We start from the raw sequence: 20807 nt of genomic DNA on the forward strand, positions 1-20807 counted from the left end.
TATGAATCAAATTTGATGCGACGCGCTTTATCGCTCACATCTCGTGCAGCACATGGGTCGCCTTCACGGCGGCCGATGCGCGGTTTTCAACGCCGAGCTTCACGTAGATCTGTTCGAGATGCTTGTTCACCGTGCGCGCCGACAATCCCAATATTTCGCCGATGTCGCGGTTGGCCTTGCCCTTGGCGATCCAGAGCAGCACTTCGGACTCGCGCTGGGTGAGCGAGAAGCGCTGGCGCAGCGCCTCGTCGTCGCTGCGCCTATTGGCAGCGGTGAGGCGAAACAGATATTCGTCAGGGCCGATCGCGCCGAGGAAGGCGAGCTGCAGCGCCGCCTGGCCGGCATGGGCGATCGAGATGATGCCGTCGCGCGCAGCACTTGCGCGGTCGCGCATCCAGCCGGCGATATGGCGGACGACGATTTCCATGCCGTCGTCGCTGCCCATGGCGGCATCGACAAGCCGGGTTGCCTGCGGCGTCGACCAATGGATCGCGCCGTCGCCCTTGACTGCCAGCAGATGGCGCCCGGCGGCGTCGAGGGCGACGCGGGCGCTCTGGGTCGAGCGGGCATTTCTGAGATGGACGCGAATGCGGGCGCGCAGCTCGTCGATATTGATCGGTTTGCTGAGGTAGTCGACACCGCCGGATTCCAGCGCATGCACGACATGTTCGGTCTCTGTTAGACCGGTCATGAAGATAACGGGCACCTGCGCCACAGCTGCATTTGCCTTCAGCCGCCGGCAGGTCTCGAAGCCATCCATGGCGGGCATGACGGCGTCAAGCAGGATGAGATCGGGCGTGATGCGCTCAACGATGCCAAGGGCTGCCGTGCCGGAGGTGGCGATCAGCACGGAGAAGCCGGATTGTTCGAGCGCATCGGTCAGGAAGCCGAGCGCTTCGGGCGAGTCATCGACAAGCAGAACGATGTCGCGGGGGAGGGCCGGCTCAGCCAATGGATTCCACCTTTTCGTCGAAGTCGTGCAGGAAGGTCATGAAGCCGGTCATATCGAAGGCGGCGACATAGGCGCGAAGCTCCTCCGTGAATGGCCGATTTGTCTCCAGCTTGGCAAGGTCCGAAAGCTTGGCTTCGATGCCTCTGATATAGCCGATCTCCCCGAGCCGCAGCAATTCCTGCACATGGGCCGGGCCAGGACTGAGCATCGGCGCTTCGGTTTTTTCCACAATGGTGTGGGCGTCGTCGGCATAAATCCATTTCAGGCCGAGATGGAGGGCGAGTTTGTCGCGCAACTGGCGGATATCGACCGGCTTGCCGATCGCATCATTGTGGCTGTCGTCGCTGTCGCTCAGTACGGCGGCATCGCCGATATTGGCCGACAGCATTACCATCGGCGCCGTCTGGCCGGCCTCGCGCAGGCGCGAAACGAGTTGCCAGCCGTTCATGCCGGGCATCAGGATATCGACGAGGAAGAGATCCGGCATGATGCCGTCGATCAGCGTCAGGCATTCGGTGCCGCCTGCCGCGGTCAGGACGATGAAATCGAGAGACGCCAGGATTTCGCGCATCATCTCGCGGTGATCCTCATTGTCGTCGACGACCACCACAGTGCGGCGCGAACCGTCATAACCGATGATGCGCTTTTCCTGCGGCGGGGCGGCAGCGCGCATGACGGCCGACAGCATCAGCCGCACGCGAAAGGTCGAACCCTCGTCCCTCACGCTCGAGACCGAAATCTCGCCGCCGAGCGTGTTGGTCAGAAGCCGGGTGATGGTGAGACCGAGCCCGAGACCCGGCATCGGTCGCACGCTGTCGGCCTCGCCCCGCTGGAAGGGTTCGTAGATGCGCGGCAGATCCCTTTCGGTGATGCCGCGGCCGGTGTCGGTCACGGTGAAGGTCGCCACCTGGCTGCGATAGGCGATATCGAAGGTGACGCTGCCCTCGTCGGTGAACTTGATGGCATTGGAGAGCAGGTTGACGAGGATCTGGCGCAGGCGCTTTTCATCGGTGCGGACGAATTGCGGCAGGGCCGGCGAGCGCTCATGCAGGAAAGCAAGCCCCTTTGCCTGCGCCTGCGGCCGGAACATCTCGACGATCTGGTCGAGGAAATCCTGGATGTTGATCTCGTTCGAGTAGACCTGCAGGCGGCCGGCCTCGATCTTGGAGATATCGAGCAGGCCGTCGATCAGGCCGGAAAGATGTTCGGCGCTGCGGCGGATGACCTTGATCGAGGATTGGCGCGGCGGAGGAATGGTTTCGTCGCGCTCGAGGATCTGGGCATAGCCGAGCACGGCATTCAGGGGCGTGCGAAGCTCATGGCTGAGGCCGACGACATAACGGCTCTTGGCGCGGTTGGCGGCCTCGGCCATCTCCTTGGCGTTCTGCAAGGCGGCGTCGGTCTTCTTGTGGGCGGCGATTTCCTTGAGCAGCAGGGTGTTCTGGCGCGAGGATTCCTCCTCGGCGACGACGCGGCTGTCATGGGCGAGCACGTAGAACCAGCAGACGACACCCGATATCACCGAAAAGACGAAGAAGACGACCAGGATGGTGCGGTTGACGACCTCGGCCGTCTCGGGGGAGGCGGCGGCGACCTGATGGGCGATCATCGCCAGGATCGCGCCGATGGCGGCCAAGGCCAGAACGACGGCGATGCCGTAGCGGCCGAGGCGCGTCGTCAGTTTGCCCAACACGGTTTCCGGCAGCAGGACCTTGGCGACGGTGCCGACCTGCGCATTGAAACGGGCGGCCGGCTTGCACATGTCGTGGCAGCGGCTGTCGAGCGAGCAGCAGAGCGAACAGATCGGCGCGGCATAGGCCGGGCACCATGCCATATCCTCCGGCTCGAAAGGGTGCTCGCAGACGGAGCAGGTGATGTTCGTCAGGTTCTTCCAGCTCTGGCGCGGCTTGCGGGCGAGATAGAACTTGCCTTTCGTCACCCAGGCGAGTGCCGGCGAGGCGACGAGCGCGACGACAAGGCTGATATAGGGGGCAAGCGAGGCGGCGAGCGGGCCGAAGGCGCCGAAATGAGCGATCAGCGACACCGTTGCCGACAGCGTCATGGCGCCGAGGCCGACCGGATTGATGTCGTAGAGGTGAGCACGCTTGAACTCGATACCGGGGGGAGCGAGCCCCAGCGGCTTGTTGATGAAGAGATCGGCGAAGATCGTGCAGAGCCAAGCCATGGCGACGATCGAGAAGATGCCGAGCGTCTCCTCCAGCAGCCGGTAGATGCCGAGTTCCATCAGCAAAAGGGCGATCGCGACGTTGAAGACCAGCCAGATGACGCGGCCGGGATGGCTGTGGGTGAGCCGCGAGAAGAAGTTCGACCAGGCGAGCGAGCCGGCATAGGCGTTCATCACGTTGATCTTCAACTGTGAGACGACGACGAAGGCCGCCATCAGCAACAGCGCGGCATTATGCCAGGGGATCATATAGCCGAAGGCGGTCAGATACATCTGCGCCGGGTCGGCGGCGCGATCGACCGGCACGCCCGAGGCCAACGTCAGCACGACCAGGAAAGAACCGGCAAGCAGCTTCGGCGCGCCAATGACAACCCAGCCGGGTCCGGCAAGGAAGACGGCGAGGCGATGGCGCCACTTGCGCCGCGGCTCCGGCGGCAGGAAGCGCAGGAAGTCGGCCTGTTCGCCGATCTGCGACATCAGGGCGAGGATGACGGCGGAAGCGGCGCCGAACTCCACCAGATCGAAATCGGCGACGGTGCCGGGCGGGCCAGAGACATGGCGGATGCCGGCAAAGGCGCGCCAGAGATCGAATTTCTCCCAGTCCATGAAGGCGATGAAGAGGAAGGGCAGGATATTCAGCACGATCCAGAAGGGCTGGGTCATCAGCTGGAACTTGCTGATCAGCCGCACGCCGTGCGTCACCAGCGGGATCACCATGACGGCGCTGACGATATAGCCGATCCAGAGGGGAATGCCGAGCGCCAGTTCCAACGCGCCGGACATGATCGAGGCCTCGATCGCGAACAGCATGAAGGTGAAGCTCGCATAGATCAGCGAGGTGATGGTCGAGCCGATGTAGCCGAAACCGGCGCCGCGCGTCAGCAGATCGATATCGACGCCGTGACGGACGGCGTATCGGCTGATCGGCAGACCGATCGCCAGCATGGCGAGCGAGGCGACGATGATGGCGTAGAAGGCGTTGGTGGTGCCGTAGGAGAGGGTGATGGCGCCCCCGATCGCCTCGAGCGCCAGGAAGGAGATCGCGCCGATCGCCGTCTGTGCGATGCGCTGAGAGGAGAAATGGCGGGCGCTCTTTGCGGTAAAGCGCAGCGCGTAATCTTCCAGCGTCTGGTTGGCGACCCAGCGATTATACTCGCGTCTTACCGGAATGATGCGTTGGCGCGCTGCCATGTCTTCCTTCCGGCATTCCGGTTGGCCTATCGTCTCGAAACAGTTTTGGCGGGATGGGTGAGAAAGGCAAGGGGCGGGCACTGGCAGATTCACTGAACTGCCATATTTTTGAAGCCGCTCTGTCACACTAGCCCACTAACTCTCCCGCCGTTCCTTCAACCGTTTCAGGTATCCCCATGACTGTTTCAAGCCTTTTCCGCCTGAGCACTGCTCTCGTCTGCCTCGTCTCGATCGTGCCCTCGCTTGCCGGCGCCGAGCAGGCAACGGCGGCGAAAGCGCCTTATGTCGAGGCCGGAAACACCAACAAACGCGGTGACGCCTGCTTCTCGACGGTCGACACCAATGCCGCCGTTCACCTTCTCTCCGGCTTCCTGGAAGTCTGGACCCCGCGCACACCTTTTGTCGACGCCGGCGTCGAAGCGCCGGCCAAGGACAATTGCCCGGCGGTCGCCAAGACGGATTGGGACGGCATTCCCTCCAGCAAAACCGACGGCCAGATCGTCAACAAGCTCGTCCATGACGCCAACATCGCCTATGCCGTCAAGGTGACCAAGGCGCGGACGGCCGAGCAGGCCGTTGCCGCCTATCTCGACGACCGGCGCGGTAAGAATGCCAGCATCGTCGACGGCCTCGGCCCGCTGACGGATGCCTGGAAGGCCGGCTCCAAGCAGACCACCACGATCACCGAGGTGGCGGCCGATGCGACGACGGTCAAATATGACGACAAGGGCAACAACCGCGGCGCCGGCAGCAAGCCGGACACCGAAAACAAGACCGACGCCAACCCGGACATGGGGCTTGCGATCGACTTCATCAACGCCGTAAGCGCCGACGGCTCGACGGAACCCGCCAAGCGCTATTTCAAATACGGCCGCCCCTACCGCTGGAGCCAAGACGTGTCGGTTGTCCCGACCCTGGTGCCCGCCAAGAGCGGCAAGCCGGTCGAGGATGGCGGTTTCCCGAGCGGGCATACGGCGGAAGCCTGGCGGGATGCGCTCGCCATGGCCTATCTCGTGCCGCAACGCTTTCAGGAAATGATCACGCGCGCCAGCGAACTGGGCGAGGATCGCATCCTTTCCGGCATGCATTCTCCGCTCGACGTGATGGGCGGCCGCATGCTCGGCACCGCGACAGTCGTCTACAATCTGAACAAGGCCGATAATGCGGCGCTGAAGAGCAATGCTTATGCCCAGGCGCAGTCATGGCTCATCGCCAAATCAGGCGTTGCCGATGCAGGTGCGCTCGAAGTCGCCGCCCATGCCGCACCGCTCGCCGCGGACCGTTTCGCCGATCATGACGCCAATCGCGCTTACGTGCTGCAGCGCCTGAGCTACGGCCTGCCGACCATCCATGCGACCGACCAGCCGGCGCGCGTGCCGCAAGGCGCCGAAGCGCTGCTCGAAACGCGTCTGCCTTATCTCGACAGCGAACAGCGCCGCGAGGTTCTGAAGACGACGGAAATCGCTTCCGGCTATCCGCTGCTCGACGACGCGGAAGGTTACGGCCGCCTCAATCTGTTTGCTGCCGCTGACGGTTATGGTGCATTCGACCAGGATGTGACCGTAACGATGGATGCGACCAAGGGCGGCTACAATGCAATCGACACCTGGCGCAACGACATCGGCGGCAAGGGCAAGCTGGTGAAGAGCGGCGGCGGCATCCTCGGCCTATCCGGCGCCAACAGCTATGCGGGCGGCACCGTTCTGGAAGAAGGCATGCTGGTCGCCGGTTCGTCTTCGGCTTTCGGCACCGGCGGGCTGACGGTGAACGGCGGTTCGCTCGTGCTGGCCGCCGACAAGCCGTTGATCGTGGGCGGCGATTATCAGCAGATCGCCAAAGCTGTGGCGAAGCTTGCACTCGGCGCGAACGGCGCCGGCACCCTAGTTGTCAACGGCAAGGCAGAGCTCGCCGGCGATCTCGACGTGACGCTTGCCGACGGCTTCACCCCGAGGCCCGGAACCAAGATCGAGATCCTGAAAGCGGCCAACGTCTCCGGCAGCTTCGGCAAGTTCACCATCTCCGGCCATAAGGCGAGCCTCTCCTATGGTCCGACATCGGTTACGCTGACGATCGAGGGCTGAGTTCCGTCTCAAAGATGGAGGGCGTTCCCGGCTGCGGGGATGCCCTTGCTTCCGGCCTGGCCGTTTATCCCCTGCGCCTACGTCATTTTGCGTATGTGTTTTCGCGCTGCGGCACCCGATAGTCCCCTCGGCAACAGTTGATTTCCGTTTCCGGCCTGTTGCGGAACAAAAGAGGGGAGTTCAATCAGATGAATCTCAGAACCACTATTACAGGCGCCGCGCTCGGCGCCGTCATGGCGGCCTCGGCCGCCTTCAGCGGTGCGGTTGCCGCCGACGATACGATCAAGGTCGGTGTGCTGCATTCGCTCTCCGGCACGATGGCTATTTCCGAAACCACGCTGAAAGACGCCATGCTGATGCTCATCGACGAGCAGAACAAGAAAGGCGGTCTTCTCGGCAAGAAACTCGAGGCGGTCGTGGTCGACCCGGCTTCCGACTGGCCGCTCTTTGCTGAAAAGGCCCGCGAGCTGATCGAAAAGGACAAGGTCGCCGCCGTCTTCGGCTGCTGGACCTCGTCCTCGCGCAAATCCGTCCTGCCGGTTTTCGAAGAGCTGAACTCGCTGCTTTTCTACCCCGTGCAGTATGAAGGCGAAGAATCCTCGCGCAACATCTTCTACACCGGTGCTGCGCCGAACCAGCAGGCGATCCCTGCTGTCGACTACCTGATGAACACCGAGGGCGTGAAGCGCTTCGTGCTCGAAGGCACCGACTACGTCTATCCCCGCACGACCAACAAGATCCTTGAGGCCTATCTCGAATCCAAGGGCATTCCGAAGGAAGACATTCTCGTCAACTACACGCCCTTCGGCTTCTCCGACTGGCAGACTGAAGTCGCCAAGATCAAGGAATTCGGCTCGGCCGGCAAGAAGACCGCCGTCGTCTCCACCATCAACGGCGATGCCAACGTGCCCTTCTACAAGGAACTCGGCAACCAGGGCGTCAAGGCAACCGATATTCCTGTTGTCGCTTTCTCGGTCGGCGAAGAAGAGCTTGCCGGTCTCGACACCAAGCCGCTCGTCGGCCATCTCGCCGCCTGGAACTATTTCGAGTCGGTCGAAAGCCCGGCCAACAAGAAGTTCATCAAGGAATGGCATGCGTTCACCAAGAACGACAAGCGCGTGACCAACGACCCGATGGAAGCCGCCTATATCGGCTTCAACGCCTGGGTGAAGGCCGTGCAGGCGGCCGGCACCACCAACACCGATGCCGTTCTCGACAACATCATCGGCGTCACCGTTCCGAACCTCTCCGGCGGCTATGCCACCGTCATGCCGAACCACCACATCACCAAGCCGGTGCTGATCGGTGAAATCCAGGCCGACGGCCAGTTCGAAATCGTCCAGCAGACGCCTGCCGTCGTCGGCGACGAATGGTCGGATTACCTGCCCGACTCCAAGGACCTGATCTCCGATTGGCGCAAGCCCCTCAACTGCGGCAACTTCAATGTTGCGACCGGCAAGTGCGGCGGCAAGGGCTCCTGAGGAAGACCTGATCCGTTGACAGCCTGAAGACTTCCGTCCGGAGCTGATCCGGGCGGAAGCTCCGTCCTTACCGCTGCGCCTCCAGGTCAGCGACAATCAAGGCGAGAGAGCCGATGTTTCGCGCCATCAAGATTTTTCTTCTGACATTGTGCCTGATTTCGGGGTTGACGCTACCGGGGGCCGGCCTTCGCGCCCAGGACGATGTGCACGCCCTTGTCGATGCGCTCGGCGTCGGCGGCTTTCCCGAGCGCGATGCGGCGATCCGGGCACTCGTCGCTTCCGGGGGGGCGCATGTCAGCCAGATCCTGCAGCAGCTGAGCGACGGCCAGCTCTACGTCAATTCGGAAGGCGGCCCCGTTCTCGTGCAGGGCGGCACGGAGGACGAGCCGACTTATTCCGATCCGATCACCGGCGAGGTGGTCGCTGACATCGACCCCGACATGATGTACAAGGTCAAGATCAACAACGCGCTGCGCACCACGATTACGACCATGATGAGCCAGCTGACGCTGCTGAGCCCGGATCGCTCCGCGCGGCTCGCAGCGGCCGCGGGCATGCTCAAGGATGCCGATCCCGGCAATCTCGATCTCCTGAATTCGGCTCTGTCGGTCGAGAAGGACGGTGAGATCAAAAACACGATGGAAGCGGCGCGGGCCGTGATGACGCTGAAGAGCGACGCCGGCACCGAGGAGAAAAAGGCCGCGATCGATACGATCGCCGCCCGCGGCGGCCGGAATGCGCTGACGATCCTGTCGATGGCGATGGCGACCGCGCCCGACGATCTGAAGCCGGCAATCCAGGCCGCGATCGACTCGATCAAGCGCGATCTGGCGCTTTGGGATGTCGTCCAGAACGTCTGGTACGGCCTGTCGCTCGGCTCGGTGCTGCTGCTTGCGGCGATCGGCCTTGCCATCACCTTCGGCGTCATGGGCGTCATCAATATGGCGCATGGCGAAATGGTGATGATCGGCGCCTATACGACCTATGTCGTGCAGGAAACGATCGCCTCGGCCTTTCCTTCGCTCGCCGATTATTCGCTGGCCTTCGCGGTGCCGGCGGCCTTCCTCTTCACCGGCCTCGTCGGCTTGGTCATCGAACGTTCGGTGATCCGCTATCTCTATGGCCGGCCGCTGGAGACGCTGCTTGCCACCTGGGGCGTTTCGCTGATCCTACAGCAGGCAATCCGCAGCTATTTCGGCCCGACCAATCGCGAGGTCCGCAATCCGAGCTGGATGTCCGGCGCCTTCGACTTCGGCGGCCTCGTCATCACCTGGAACCGGCTCTGGATCATCGTCTTCTCGATGGTTGTCTTCGTGGCGCTGCTGATGCTGCTCAAGCGTTCGGCCTTCGGCCTGCAGATGCGCGCGGTCACCCAGAACCGGCGCATGGCTTCCTCCATGGGTATCCGCACCGGCTGGGTCGACGCCTTCACCTTTGCGCTCGGCTCCGGCATCGCCGGCATGGCCGGTGTGGCGCTCTCGCAGATCGACAACGTCTCGCCGAACCTCGGCCAGAACTACATCATCGACAGCTTCATGGTCGTCGTCTTCGGCGGTGTCGGCAATCTCTGGGGCACGCTGGTCGGCGCCTTGTCGCTCGGCGTCGTCAACAAGTTCCTCGAGCCCTTCGCCGGCGCCGTGCTCGGCAAGATCCTGGTGCTCGTCCTCATCATTCTCTTCATCCAGAAGCGTCCGCGCGGGCTCTTCGCACTCAAAGGAAGGGCGGTGGAAGCATGATAACGGCCTTCCTTTTCCGGTCTCTCGATCGCAGGATTTCTGTCGCAGTCGCCCTGTTGCTGGCGGTCGCCATTCTGGTGCCGGTCCTGAACCTTGCGACCGGCCCGAGCCATCCGCTGCACATTCCGACCTATATCATGGCGCTGTTCGGCAAATATCTGACCTACGCGCTGCTGGCGCTGGCGCTCGATCTCGTCTGGGGTTTCTGCGGCATCCTCTCGCTCGGCCACGGCGCCTTCTTCGCGCTCGGCGGTTATGCGATGGGCATGTATCTGATGCGCCAGATCGGTTCGCGCGGCGTTTACGGCGATCCAATCCTGCCCGACTTCATGGTGTTCCTCAATTGGAAGGAGCTGCCCTGGTTCTGGTACGGTTTCGACCAGTTCTGGTTTGCGGCGCTGATGGTGCTCGCCGTGCCCGGCCTGCTCGCCTTCGTCTTCGGCTGGTTCGCCTTCCGCTCCCGCGTCAACGGCGTATACCTCTCGATCATCACCCAGGCGATGACCTATGCGCTGCTGCTTGCCTTCTTCCGCAACGACATGGGGTTCGGCGGCAATAACGGCATGACCGACTTCAAGGATATCCTTGGCTTCAACATCCAGGCCGACGGCACGCGCGCCAGCCTCTTTGCCGCGACCGCGGTCTTCCTGGCGCTGTCGCTGACGATCGCCTCGGCAATCGTCCGCTCGAAATTCGGCAAGGTGCTGGTCGGCGTGCGCGATGCGGAAAGCCGCACACGTTTCCTCGGCTACCGCGTCGAACACTTCAAGCTCTTCACCTTCGTCGTCTCGGCGATGATGGCGGGCATAGCCGGCGCGCTCTACGTGCCGCAGGTCGGCATCATCAATCCCGGCGAATTCGCACCGGCCAATTCCATCGAAGTCGTCATCTGGACGGCGGTCGGCGGGCGGGGGACGCTGATCGGGCCGATTATCGGCGCGATCCTCGTCAATGGCGGCAAGACGATCTTCACCGGCCTCTTTCCGGAGTTCTGGCTGTTTGCGCTCGGCGGTCTTTTTGTCGCCGTCACGCTGTTCCTGCCGAAGGGCGTCGTCGGCACGGTCTCGCACTATTTCGCCAAGCGGAAAGTCGTCACCGAGCCTGTGCCGCCGGCGGTGCAGGACGACGGCATCGAGCCGAAAATTCAGGCAGCGGAGTGAAGGTCATGATCCCCGACGTCAAACCCACCAGCGTGCTTTATCTCAGCGGCGTCTCGGTTTCCTTCGACGGCTTCAAGGCGCTGAATTCGCTCTCGATCGTCATCGAACCGGGCGAACTTCGCGCCATCATCGGCCCGAACGGTGCCGGCAAGACGACAATGATGGACATCATCACCGGCAAGACCAGGCCTGACGAAGGCGAGGTGTTCTTCAACGGCACCATCGACCTCACCAAGAGGGACGAAGCCGATATTGCTGAGCTCGGCATCGGCCGCAAATTCCAGAAGCCGACGGTCTTCGAAAGCCATACGGTCTGGGACAATCTCGAACTGGCGCTCAACCGCCGCCGCTCGGTGTTTTCGACGCTATTCTACTGGCTTTCGGGGGAGGACAAGGCTCGCATCGAGGAGATTCTCGAGACGGTGCGGCTGACGCACCGACGCGATGAGCTGGCCGCCAACCTCTCGCACGGGCAGAAGCAGTGGCTCGAGATCGGCATGCTGCTTGCGCAGGAGCCGAAGCTGCTGCTCGTCGACGAGCCGGTGGCCGGCATGACCGATGCGGAAACGGCGGAGACGGCGATCCTGCTCAAGGACATTGCCAGAACCCGCTCGGTCGTCGTCGTCGAACACGATATGGGCTTCATCCGCGACCTCGGCGTCAAGGTGACCTGCCTTGCAGAAGGCTCGGTGCTGGCGGAAGGCTCGATCGACTTCGTCAGCGCCGATCCGAAGGTGATCGAGAACTATCTGGGGCGGTGATGAATGCAACTGCAGGCTTGAACCCGACAAGAGAACACGCTCTAAAATGAGCGGGTTTTACGTGGGGTTTCATCATGGCTTTTCTAGGTATTCTGGTCGCGGCGATCAGCGGCGCGGTCATCTGGTATTGGCGTTTTAAAATGGTGCGTGAGGCAGGAAACGAGATCATCGATTCCGTCGAGCGCATGCGGGGTGCCTATAAGCGCGGAAAGCTTCGCAAGCAGGCGGAGGCAGCGCCGCTGGCTTCGATCGCCGATCCGGCGATTGCGGCAGTGGCCTTCTTCTTCTGCCTTGGCAAGGAGAAGCCGATGTATCTCGACGCGGCGAAGGATGTCGTCCGCAACCGCATGAAGGGCATAATCCGGCCGGGCGATATGGAAGAGGTGCTGGTTTTCGGCGAGTGGGCGTCCAAGAACGTGACCAGCCCCGAAGATCCGATCCGCCGCTTCCGGGATCTCTGGCTAAAGGCGCTCGACATGCAGGAGCGTCAGCAGCTGATCGGCATTGCCGAGGACGTGGCCGCAGTTGGCGGCGAGAGAACGAAAGAACAGGAGTACGCCTTGCAGATGTTGAGGCGTACGCTGATGAACTGATGGGGAATGGGTGAACTCATGCTGACAGTCGAAAACGCAAATCTGCATTATGGCGCCGCCCAGGCGCTGCGCGGCATCTCGATCAAAGCGGAGATGGGCAAGATTACCTGCGTGCTGGGACGCAACGGCGTCGGCAAGAGTTCGCTCCTGCGCGCGGTCACCGGCCAGCATCCGCTGTCGGCCGGCATCGTCACCTTCAACGATACCAGGCTGGACGGCCTAGCGCCTTTCGCCCGCGCCAAGCAGGGGATCGGCTATGTGCCGCAGGGGCGGGAGATTTTCCCGTTGCTGACGGTCAAGGAAAATCTCGAAACCGGCTTTGCCCCGCTTGGCCGCCGCGACCGCAACATACCCGATGATATCTTCAGCCTCTTCCCGGTGCTGAAGTCGATGCTGTCGCGTCGCGGCGGCGATCTTTCCGGCGGGCAGCAGCAACAGCTGGCGATCGGACGAGCCATGGTGACGCGGCCGAGGATCCTCGTGCTCGACGAGCCGACCGAAGGCATCCAGCCGTCGATCATCAAGGATATCGGCCGGGCGATCCGTTACCTGCGCGATTCCACCGGCATGGCGATCCTGCTCGTCGAGCAATATCTCGATTTCTGCCGGGAGCTTGCCGACTACGTCTACATCATGGATCGCGGCGAGATCGTGCATGAAGGACTTGCCGAGACGCTGGATACGCCGGAGGCTCGCCGTCATCTGACCGTTTGACCGGCAGATGCCGTATTTTTCGGCAGGTGGTGTTGCGCCCTTCCAGTCTTGCAGGTCCGCTGCGGTGTCGCTGGACGGCACGGGAATTGCTTGCTTTCCGTCATGCGCGCGCTTGAATGAAAACGGTGGCGCGACCGAAAGGGACAATATGACCAGCGTGGCGGCGAGCACGAGACCGCAAAGAGCGGAGGGACGCGGGCATCTGGCGGCAAAGCTGTTCGCCGGCCGCACGCGTATCCGCGAGCTCTATCAGGAAGGCGCGGCGAAGATCCGCCTGCCGGATACCTTCGATGCCTCGATGGAAGCCGTCATCATCAACACATCAGGCGGGTTGACCGGCGGCGACCGGATGGAGTGGAGCGTTGACGCCGGCGCCGGCACCAAGATCGACGTCACCACCCAGGCTTGTGAGAAGATCTACAAGGCATCGGCCGGCACCGCTGAAGTGACGACCAGCATCAAGGTCGGAGCCCAAGCCCGCGTCGACTGGCTGCCGCAAGAAACGATCCTCTTCGACCGATCGGCACTTTTTCGCCGGCTGGACGTCGATCTCGACAAGAGCGCCGAATTCCTCGCCGTCGAAGCCGTGCTGCTCGGCCGCAAGGCAATGGGCGAGGCGGTGGTATCAGGGCTTTTCCGCGACCGCTGGCGCATCCGCCGCTCGGGCCGGCTGATCCATGCCGAGGAGCTCAGGCTTTCCGAGGGCGTTGCGGCGCTGGCGGCGCGCCAGGCGGTGCTCGGCGGGCAGGTTGCCTTCGCGACGTTGCTGTATGCCGGGCCGCTGGCGGAAGCCTATCTCGGCAGGGTCCGGCCGCTCGTCGAGGGAATGATGGGCGGCGCAAGCGCCTGGAGCGACAAGCTGGTCGTTCGCCTTGCGGCGGCCGACGGCTTCACGCTGAGAAAAATCCTGATCCCTGTCATTTCCGTCTTGCGCAACAGTGCGCCTGTGCCGAAAGTCTGGAATCTCTAAAGCTAAGCATCAAGCAGATGGGCAAGCAATGAACCTCACTCCGAGAGAAAAAGACAAGCTGCTGATTTCAATGGCGGCGATGGTGGCGCGGCGGCGGCTCGAGCGCGGCGTCAAGCTGAACTATCCCGAGGCAATCGCGCTGATCAGCGACTTCGTCGTCGAAGGCGCCCGCGATGGCCGTCCGGTCGCCGAGCTGATGGAGGCCGGCGCCCATGTGATCGGCCGCGACCAGGTGATGGAGGGCATTGCCGAGATGATCCATGACGTGCAGGTGGAGGCGACGTTCCCCGATGGCACCAAGCTCGTCACCGTCCACGAACCGATCCGATGAGGAAGTAGAATGCTGGAGCTCAGACCCAACTGCGAGTGCTGCGACAAGGATTTGCCGCCGGAGAGCGCCGAGGCGCGGATCTGCACCTATGAATGCACCTTCTGCGCCGATTGCGCAGACGATGTGCTGAAGGGCGCCTGCTCGAATTGCGGCGGCAATCTCGTTGCTAGGCCCATTCGGCCGGCGGCCATGCTCGCCAAACATCCGGCGTCGACGAAACGCGTGCTGAAGGCCGAGGGCTGCGCGCCCAGGGCAGCTTGAGAGGAACGAGATGATTCCAGGCGAGATCATTGCCGCAAGCGGCGACATCGAACTCAATGCCGGCGCACCGACGGTGACGCTGGAAGTTTCCAATACGGGCGATCGGCCGGTGCAGGTCGGCAGCCACTATCATTTCGCCGAGACCAATGCCGGCCTTTCTTTCGACCGGGCGGCGGCGCACGGCAAGCGGCTGGATATTCCAGCCGGAACGGCCGTGCGCTTCGAGCCGGGACAGACGCGATCCGTGACGCTGATCCCGCTTGCCGGCAAGCGCGAGGTCTATGGTTTCCGTCAGCTGGTGATGGGCAAGCTTTAACGGGAGGGATGCATGCGTTTGAATATCTGCCTCATCGGGGCGGCGATGTTGCTGGCCGCGAGTGGTGCCTCTGCTCAGGATATCGATTGCCAGAACCCGAAGACGCAATCGGACATGACCTCCTGCGAAGCGGCGCGCCACGAGACTGCGGACAAGGCTTTGAATGCGCAATATAAGAAGACCCGCGCGGCTCTTGCTGCGATCGACAAGGATCTCGATGGCGACATGAAGGGCGCGGAACAGGCGCTGGTCAAGGCACAGCGCGCCTGGATCGATTATCGCGACGACGAGTGCGACGCCTTTGGCTTCCAGGCCCGCGGCGGCACGATGGAGCCGATGCTGGTCGCCGGATGTCTCGCCAACATCACTGACAAACGGACGCAAGAGCTGAAAGAGCTCGAAGACACGATGAGCAACTAAGGTGATCAGGAAGATCGTGATCGTCGGCAATGGCGAGGTTGGTGAGGGAGATGCGGGCATCATCGATGTCGCCGATTTCGTCATCCGCTTCAACGATTGTCGTTCCTATGGCGCCGGCGGCAGCCGGACGGATGCCGTCGCGGTCTGCAATACCGGTCGGCCGGCCAAGGCGATGCTCGGTTCGCGTGAGTGGCGGACCCATTCCGGCGTCGTTTCGGCGCGCGAAATCTGGAGCGTGCGCGACCCGAAGAAATTCGCCGCCATGCGGGCGCCGCTTGCGGTCTCGCATCCCGATCTCGACGATTTCTGCGACGACTATACCGACGCGTTCAGCGCCTTCTGCGCGGAGACCGGCAAGACGCATGTCGTCATCGACACGTCGCTCCACGAGGCCGTCGATGCCTCGCTCTCGGCCTTTGCGCCTGCGCCCTACGTCGTGCCGAGCAGCGGCATGATCGTCATTGCCGAGGTGCTGAACACATACGCCGATGCCGAGGTGACGCTGGCCGGCTTCGGCCACGCCGGCTGGGAATGGCATCCTTTCGCCGCCGAAAGGCAGCTTGTCGATAGTTATATTGCCGTGGGCCGCCTCAGGCGGCTCGGCGGAAAAATGCTTATCTCTTCCTCCCACGGAGCTTGATGAATGCCCTATAAGATCTCGCGCGCCGCCTATGCCGGCATGTTCGGACCGACGACCGGCGACAAGGTGCGCCTTGCCGATACGGAGCTCTTCATCGAGATCGAGAAGGATTTCACCACCTATGGCGAGGAGGTGAAATTCGGTGGCGGCAAGGTGATCCGTGACGGCATGGGCCAGAGCCAGGTGACGCGGGCGGACGGCGCGGTCGATACCGTCATCACCAATGCGGTGATTGTCGATCACACGGGCATCTACAAGGCCGATATCGGCCTCAAGAACGGGCGCATCGCTGCGATCGGCAAGGCCGGCAATCCGGATATGCAGCCCGGCGTCAATATCATCGTCGGCCCGGGCACGGAGGCGATCGCCGGCGAAGGCAAGATCGTCACGGCTGGCGGCATGGACAGCCATATCCACTTCATCGCGCCGCAGCAGATCGAGGAAGCGCTGATGTCGGGCATGACCTGCATGCTCGGCGGCGGCACGGGACCGGCGCATGGCACGCTCGCCACCACCTGCACGCCCGGCCCATGGCATATCGCGCGGATGATCGAAGCGGCCGACGCCTTCCCGATGAACCTCGCCTTTGCCGGCAAGGGCAATGCCTCGCTGCCGGGCGCTTTGACCGAGATGGTGCTAGCCGGCGCCACTTCGCTGAAGCTGCACGAGGACTGGGGCACGACGCCGGGCGCGATCGACTGCTGCCTGTCGGTCGCCGACGACTATGACGTGCAGGTGATGATCCACACCGATACGCTGAACGAAAGCGGCTTCGTCGAGGATACGATCGGCGCCATCAAGGGCCGCACCATCCACGCCTTCCACACGGAAGGGGCAGGCGGCGGGCACGCACCCGATATCATCAAGATCTGCGGCCAGCCGAACGTCATCCCGTCGTCGACCAATCCGACGCGACCCTATACAGTCAATACGATTGCCGAGCATCTCGACATGCTGATGGTCTGCCATCACCTGTCGCCGTCGATCCCTGAGGATATCGCCTTTGCCGAAAGCCGCATCCGCAAGGAGACGATCGCGGCCGAAGACATTCTGCACGATATCGGCGCATTCTCGATCATCTCTTCCGACAGCCAGGCCATGGGCCGCGTCGGCGAAGTGGCGATCCGCACCTGGCAGACGGCTGACAAGATGAAGCGTCAGCGCGGCCGGCTGAAGGAAGAGAAAGGCGACAACGACAATTTCCGCGTCCGCCGCTATATCGCCAAATACACGATCAATCCGGCGATCGCGCACGGTCTCAGCCATGAGATCGGTTCCGTCGAGGTCGGCAAGCGCGCCGATCTGGTGCTGTGGAACCCCGCCTTTTTCGGCCTGAAACCCGATATGGTGCTGCTCGGCGGCTCGATCGCGGCAGCACCGATGGGCGATCCGAACGCTTCGATCCCGACGCCGCAGCCGGTGCATTACCGTCCGATGTTTGCCTCTTACGGCAAGAGCCTCACGAATTCCTCCGTCACCTTCGTCAGCCAGGCTTCGCTCGATGCCGGCCTGAAGGGCAGGCTTGGCGTTGCCAAGGAGCTGGTGGCGGTGAAGAATACCCGCGGCGGCATCTCCAAGGCATCGATGATCCACAATGACCTGACGCCGGAGATCGAGGTCGATCCGGAGACCTATGAAGTCAGGGCGAACGGTGAATTGCTGACATGCGAGCCGGCGACGGTGCTGCCGATGGCGCAGCGCTATTTCCTGTTCTAGGCCCGGTCGTTCCGTGCGCGCTGGACGGTTCCGATGAAAACAGGCATCCGCTGGCTGTTGCGGATCGTATTGCTGCTCGTTGCTCTGGCGACGGCCGGAACCTTCATTCCCCGGCCGCTGATTGCGCCGGTCGAAGCATCGTCCGCGCCGGCGACCCACCGGATCTTGCTTCTGTCGGGACCGATCCATACCGATATTGCCATTCCGCTCGACGAGGAGACGCGGGCCGCCTTTTCCTTCCTCGACGATCCCGGTTTTCCGCTCGGCCATCCGAACGCGGAATGGCTCGTCATTGGTTGGGGCGGCCGCGCCTTCTATCTGGAAACGCCGACCTGGTCGGAGCTGAAGCCGCTGCCGGTGTTGCGGGCCCTGACGATCGACCGTTCGGTGCTGCACGTGGATCTCGCCGGTCATATCACCGAGCCGCAGCCGGCCGTTACGGCCTTCGATATCGGTGACGAACAATTGGCCCGGCTGCGCAGCTTCATCTCGGATAGTTTTGTCCGCGATGCCGACGAGGTAAAGCTGATCTCAAACGCAGGTTACGGCGAGATCGACCGGTTCTTCGAGGCCAAGGGATATTTCAATGCCCTCTTCGGCTGCAATACCTGGACTGCCGCAGCACTGCGTTCGGCGGGGCTTCGAACCGGCTTATGGAACCCGCTTCCACAATCATTGCGATTATCCGCCAGTGTCTACAATTGACGCAGCTGCGGACCGGTCCCGGTGTAAACGGAATTGTGAACGGGACTCCCCATCTGGTTGTAAAGATCGATAAGGAACCCTGCGTTTTCCACAGGTAAACCATTACGAAACAGGCACGCTGGCTAACTGGAAAAAAGCGTTTAATATCAATTGTCTCAGCGTCTCCTCGCCCTGTCCCATTCAGGGATCGGATGTTTGCATCCCCTGCTAGAAAAAATCTGTCCGTCAAATCGTCCAAAACCGTTCGAATTTTAACGAGTCGATTAAGACACCCGCAGCAATTGGGCTCTTATCAATGCCGTGAAACGCCCGGGCAGGAAGGTCGATTCTCATGAGAAGCTGGATGTCGCTGCAGGCCGGTTTCGGCGATTTTCAATATCGCAGGAACGTCTATCTCTTTGCGCTGAGGATGAGCTTTCTTGCCGTCATTCTTTCAGGCGTCATCCTCGCGCTGACGATACCGCCACTCGGTTTTCTCGGGCTGCTGCCGGTGAGCCTTTCGCATGCGATCGGCTTCGGTGCCGTTTTTTCCTGGCTTGTCGGCGGCACGGTTTGCGGCATGTTGTCGTTGACCGCTGGGTTTACCATGCATGAGTTGACAGTCTCGCGGGCGGAGTTCGAAAAGCTCAGCCGCACGGATACGCTCTCCGGCCTCTTGAATCGTCGCGCCTTCACGGAGGCGCTCGACAAAACCGAGGGCAATGCCTCGCTTGTCATTTTCGATGTCGACCGCTTCAAGGCGATCAACGACCGTTTCGGCCATGCCTGCGGCGATGCCGTCATCACCGCGGTCTCGGCCATGCTCATATCCGCCTTCGACGAAATGTCCGTCATTGCACGGCTGGGTGGGGAGGAGTTTGGCGTCATCGTCTCCGGCGAACCGCTGGAGGCGCGGATGGAACGCATCGAAGCGGTGCGAGCCCGGATAGCAAGCGGCGCCATCGCGGCCGAGGGGCACGATATCCGCATCACCGTTTCCGGCGGCGTTGCCGATCTCGCCGCCGGGCGCAGCAAGCAAGCGGTGTATGCCTCGGCGGACCGGGCGCTCTACCTCGCCAAGGCGCTCGGGCGCAATCGTGTCGTGCACGAACGGGAAGGCCTGCATCATGCTTGGCACGGGCTCGTCGAAAATGGCCTCGATGCCAAGGGCAGGGGAGCTGAGAGCGACAACCTGATGCAGGCCTACGGGATATAAAAGCCACGGTCTGAGCAAAAGGCCATTGGTGATTGCATCGGGAAAGACTATTTTGCATGTTCGTCTCAGCAAAACGGACATATCATGCAGCGCGTCACTTCCTATCTTCCCGCCGGTACCCCGTCCTCCCATCCGACCGCCCAGGTCAAGCTGCCGCACGATCTGCGCCATCTGCGCCGCAAGCTTCTGCATCTGGAAAATGGCGAGATGGTCATGCTCGATCTCAAGGACCCGGTGCTCTTCGCCAATGGCGACCTGCTGGTGCGCGAGGATGGGGAGCTGATCGAGATTCTGGCTGCCGACGAGAAACTCTTCGAAATTCGCGGACGCGACCGCATGCATCTCGTCGAGCTCGCCTGGCATCTCGGCAACCGTCATCTTGCCGCCCAGATCGAGGAAGACCGCATCGTCATTTTACGCGACCATGTCATCCGCTCGATGCTGCAGGGCCTCGGCGCCACCGTACTGGAGATCGACGAACCCTTTCAACCCGCGCGCGGAGCCTATCATTCCCATGGCGGCCATGCGCATGATCACGGCCATGCCGCTCACAGCCATGATCACAGCCATGATCACGGTCACACGCATGGCCACGACCACCAGCATGATCACAGCTGCGATCACGACCACGATCACGGGCATCATCACGGCCACAAGCACGATTGAGGCGCGATGACAGGGGATCGCCAACTGCAGGCATTGCTGCGCCTGACGGCGTGGCTGTCGCCGGCCTTTCCGGTCGGTAGCTTCGCCTATTCGGGTGGGTTGGAGCGGGCAGTGGCCGATGGACTCGTCATCGATGCGGCTTCGCTTGCAAACTGGATCGGCACTCTGATCGGCCATGGCGCCGTCTGGAATGATGCGGTGCTTCTGGCCGAGAGCCACAGGCAACAGGCAGATGTCGCGCGCCTTGCCGAAACTGCCGCTCTGGCCGAGGCTCTTGCCGGATCGCGTGAGCGCCATCAGGAAACCATGCTGCTCGGTGACGCCTTCCTCGCGGCGGCGCGGGCTTGGCCGGACGAAGTGTTCGAGAGGCTGCCCGGCAAGACCGCTTATCCCGTCGCGGTGGGCGCGGTTGCCGGTGCGCATGGCATAGGGTCCGAGCAGGTGCTCGCAGTCTTCCTGCACGCCTATGCCTCGCAAGCGGTTTCGTCCGGTATCCGCCTCGGCGTTGCCGGGCAGAGGGACGGTGTCGCCGTGTTGGCCGGCCTTGAAGAGCCCATTGCGGAGGTTGCCCGACGGGCGGCGGCGTCGTCGCTCGACGATCTCGGATCGGCGACCGTGCAGGCCGATATCGCCAGCCTGCGCCATGAGACGCAGGCGACGCGGTTGTTCCGGTCGTGAGGATATAAAATTATCCGCAGAAACTGCGTCATTTGACGGTGGCGCCCGCCGCCGC

Annotated in this window: 19 protein-coding genes and 1 pseudogene; 18 read left to right on the plus strand and 2 right to left on the minus strand. The window is 62.4% G+C overall.

The genetic code is table 11. The features are described 5' to 3' along the window. Nucleotides 1-34: 34 nt before the first annotated feature. Entirely contained in the window at nt 35-952 is a 918-nt protein-coding gene (locus MHI61_RS06775; RefSeq protein WP_239791418.1) for a response regulator transcription factor, read from the minus strand. Beyond that, complete coding sequence (locus MHI61_RS06780; RefSeq protein WP_239791419.1) at nt 945-4328, minus strand: ATP-binding protein; 3384 nt, start codon at nt 4326-4328, stop codon at nt 945-947. The genes MHI61_RS06775 and MHI61_RS06780 overlap by 8 nt, the downstream gene beginning before the upstream one ends. A gap of 176 nt (nt 4329-4504) precedes the next feature. On the opposite strand from MHI61_RS06780, the gene MHI61_RS06785 reads away from it, so the two are divergent. The 18 genes and pseudogenes from MHI61_RS06785 (at nt 4505) to MHI61_RS06870 (ending at nt 20752) form a co-directional block, all read left to right on the plus strand. Beyond that, complete coding sequence (locus tag MHI61_RS06785; protein ID WP_239791420.1) at nt 4505-6409, plus strand: phosphatase PAP2 family protein; 1905 nt, start codon at nt 4505-4507, stop codon at nt 6407-6409. 188 nt (nt 6410-6597) lie between these two features. Further along, on the plus strand, nt 6598-7890 hold the full coding sequence (gene urtA, locus MHI61_RS06790) for an urea ABC transporter substrate-binding protein (protein ID WP_239791421.1): 1293 nt from the start codon (nt 6598-6600) through the stop codon (nt 7888-7890). Nucleotides 7891-8003: 113 nt separating this feature from the next. Then, nucleotides 8004-9626: an urea ABC transporter permease subunit UrtB gene (gene urtB, locus MHI61_RS06795; RefSeq protein ID WP_239791422.1), complete on the plus strand. Its 1623-nt coding sequence runs from the start codon at nt 8004-8006 to the stop codon at nt 9624-9626. Next, a pseudogene (urtC, locus tag MHI61_RS06800) lies at nt 9623-10687 on the plus strand (urea ABC transporter permease subunit UrtC); the annotation flags it as partial. The gene urtB and the pseudogene urtC, both read left to right, overlap by 4 nt. Nucleotides 10688-10791: 104 nt before the next feature. Continuing rightward, nucleotides 10792-11547, plus strand: coding sequence for an urea ABC transporter ATP-binding protein UrtD (gene urtD, locus MHI61_RS06805; RefSeq protein WP_239791424.1), 756 nt, complete (start codon nt 10792-10794; stop codon nt 11545-11547). A gap of 74 nt (nt 11548-11621) precedes the next feature. Next, entirely contained in the window at nt 11622-12140 is a 519-nt protein-coding gene (locus MHI61_RS06810; RefSeq protein ID WP_239791425.1) for a hypothetical protein, read from the plus strand. Between the two features lie 18 nt (nt 12141-12158). After that, nucleotides 12159-12854: an urea ABC transporter ATP-binding subunit UrtE gene (gene urtE / locus MHI61_RS06815; protein WP_239791426.1), complete on the plus strand. Its 696-nt coding sequence runs from the start codon at nt 12159-12161 to the stop codon at nt 12852-12854. A gap of 148 nt (nt 12855-13002) precedes the next feature. Then, nucleotides 13003-13824 carry an urease accessory protein UreD gene (locus tag MHI61_RS06820; protein WP_239791427.1) on the plus strand — a complete coding sequence of 274 codons (822 nt, stop codon included), beginning with the start codon at nt 13003-13005 and terminating at the stop codon, nt 13822-13824. A 28-nt stretch (nt 13825-13852) separates the two neighbouring features. Continuing rightward, entirely contained in the window at nt 13853-14155 is a 303-nt protein-coding gene (locus tag MHI61_RS06825; protein ID WP_003561955.1) for an urease subunit gamma, read from the plus strand. 9 nt (nt 14156-14164) lie between these two features. Beyond that, nucleotides 14165-14416 carry a DUF1272 domain-containing protein gene (locus MHI61_RS06830; RefSeq protein WP_239791428.1) on the plus strand — a complete coding sequence of 84 codons (252 nt, stop codon included), beginning with the start codon at nt 14165-14167 and terminating at the stop codon, nt 14414-14416. Between the two features lie 10 nt (nt 14417-14426). Next, nucleotides 14427-14732 (plus strand): urease subunit beta, encoded by a 306-nt coding sequence (locus MHI61_RS06835; protein WP_004675639.1) that lies wholly within the window; start codon nt 14427-14429, stop codon nt 14730-14732. Nucleotides 14733-14744: 12 nt separating this feature from the next. Further along, a complete protein-coding gene (locus MHI61_RS06840) occupies nt 14745-15152 on the plus strand; it encodes a lysozyme inhibitor LprI family protein (RefSeq protein ID WP_239791429.1) in 408 nt (135 codons plus the stop codon). Nucleotides 15153-15168: 16 nt separating this feature from the next. After that, the gene (locus MHI61_RS06845) at nt 15169-15792 is read left to right on the plus strand and encodes a Urease operon accessory protein (protein ID WP_239792795.1); all 624 of its coding nucleotides are present in this window, start codon (nt 15169-15171) and stop codon (nt 15790-15792) included. 3 nt (nt 15793-15795) lie between these two features. Further along, nucleotides 15796-17508 (plus strand): urease subunit alpha, encoded by a 1713-nt coding sequence (gene ureC, locus MHI61_RS06850; RefSeq protein ID WP_239791430.1) that lies wholly within the window; start codon nt 15796-15798, stop codon nt 17506-17508. 33 nt (nt 17509-17541) lie between these two features. Further along, nucleotides 17542-18213 carry a TIGR02117 family protein gene (locus tag MHI61_RS06855; RefSeq protein WP_239791431.1) on the plus strand — a complete coding sequence of 224 codons (672 nt, stop codon included), beginning with the start codon at nt 17542-17544 and terminating at the stop codon, nt 18211-18213. 331 nt (nt 18214-18544) lie between these two features. After that, nucleotides 18545-19408 carry a GGDEF domain-containing protein gene (locus tag MHI61_RS06860; protein ID WP_239791432.1) on the plus strand — a complete coding sequence of 288 codons (864 nt, stop codon included), beginning with the start codon at nt 18545-18547 and terminating at the stop codon, nt 19406-19408. Between the two features lie 84 nt (nt 19409-19492). After that, nucleotides 19493-20074, plus strand: coding sequence for an urease accessory protein UreE (gene ureE, locus MHI61_RS06865; RefSeq protein WP_239791433.1), 582 nt, complete (start codon nt 19493-19495; stop codon nt 20072-20074). 6 nt (nt 20075-20080) lie between these two features. Beyond that, a complete protein-coding gene (locus MHI61_RS06870; protein ID WP_239791434.1) occupies nt 20081-20752 on the plus strand; it encodes an urease accessory protein UreF in 672 nt (223 codons plus the stop codon). The last annotated feature ends 55 nt before the right edge of the window (nt 20753-20807 follow it).

It is taken from the genome of Rhizobium sp. K102, assembly GCF_022385315.1.
Taxonomy (GTDB): domain Bacteria; phylum Pseudomonadota; class Alphaproteobacteria; order Rhizobiales; family Rhizobiaceae; genus Rhizobium; species Rhizobium croatiense.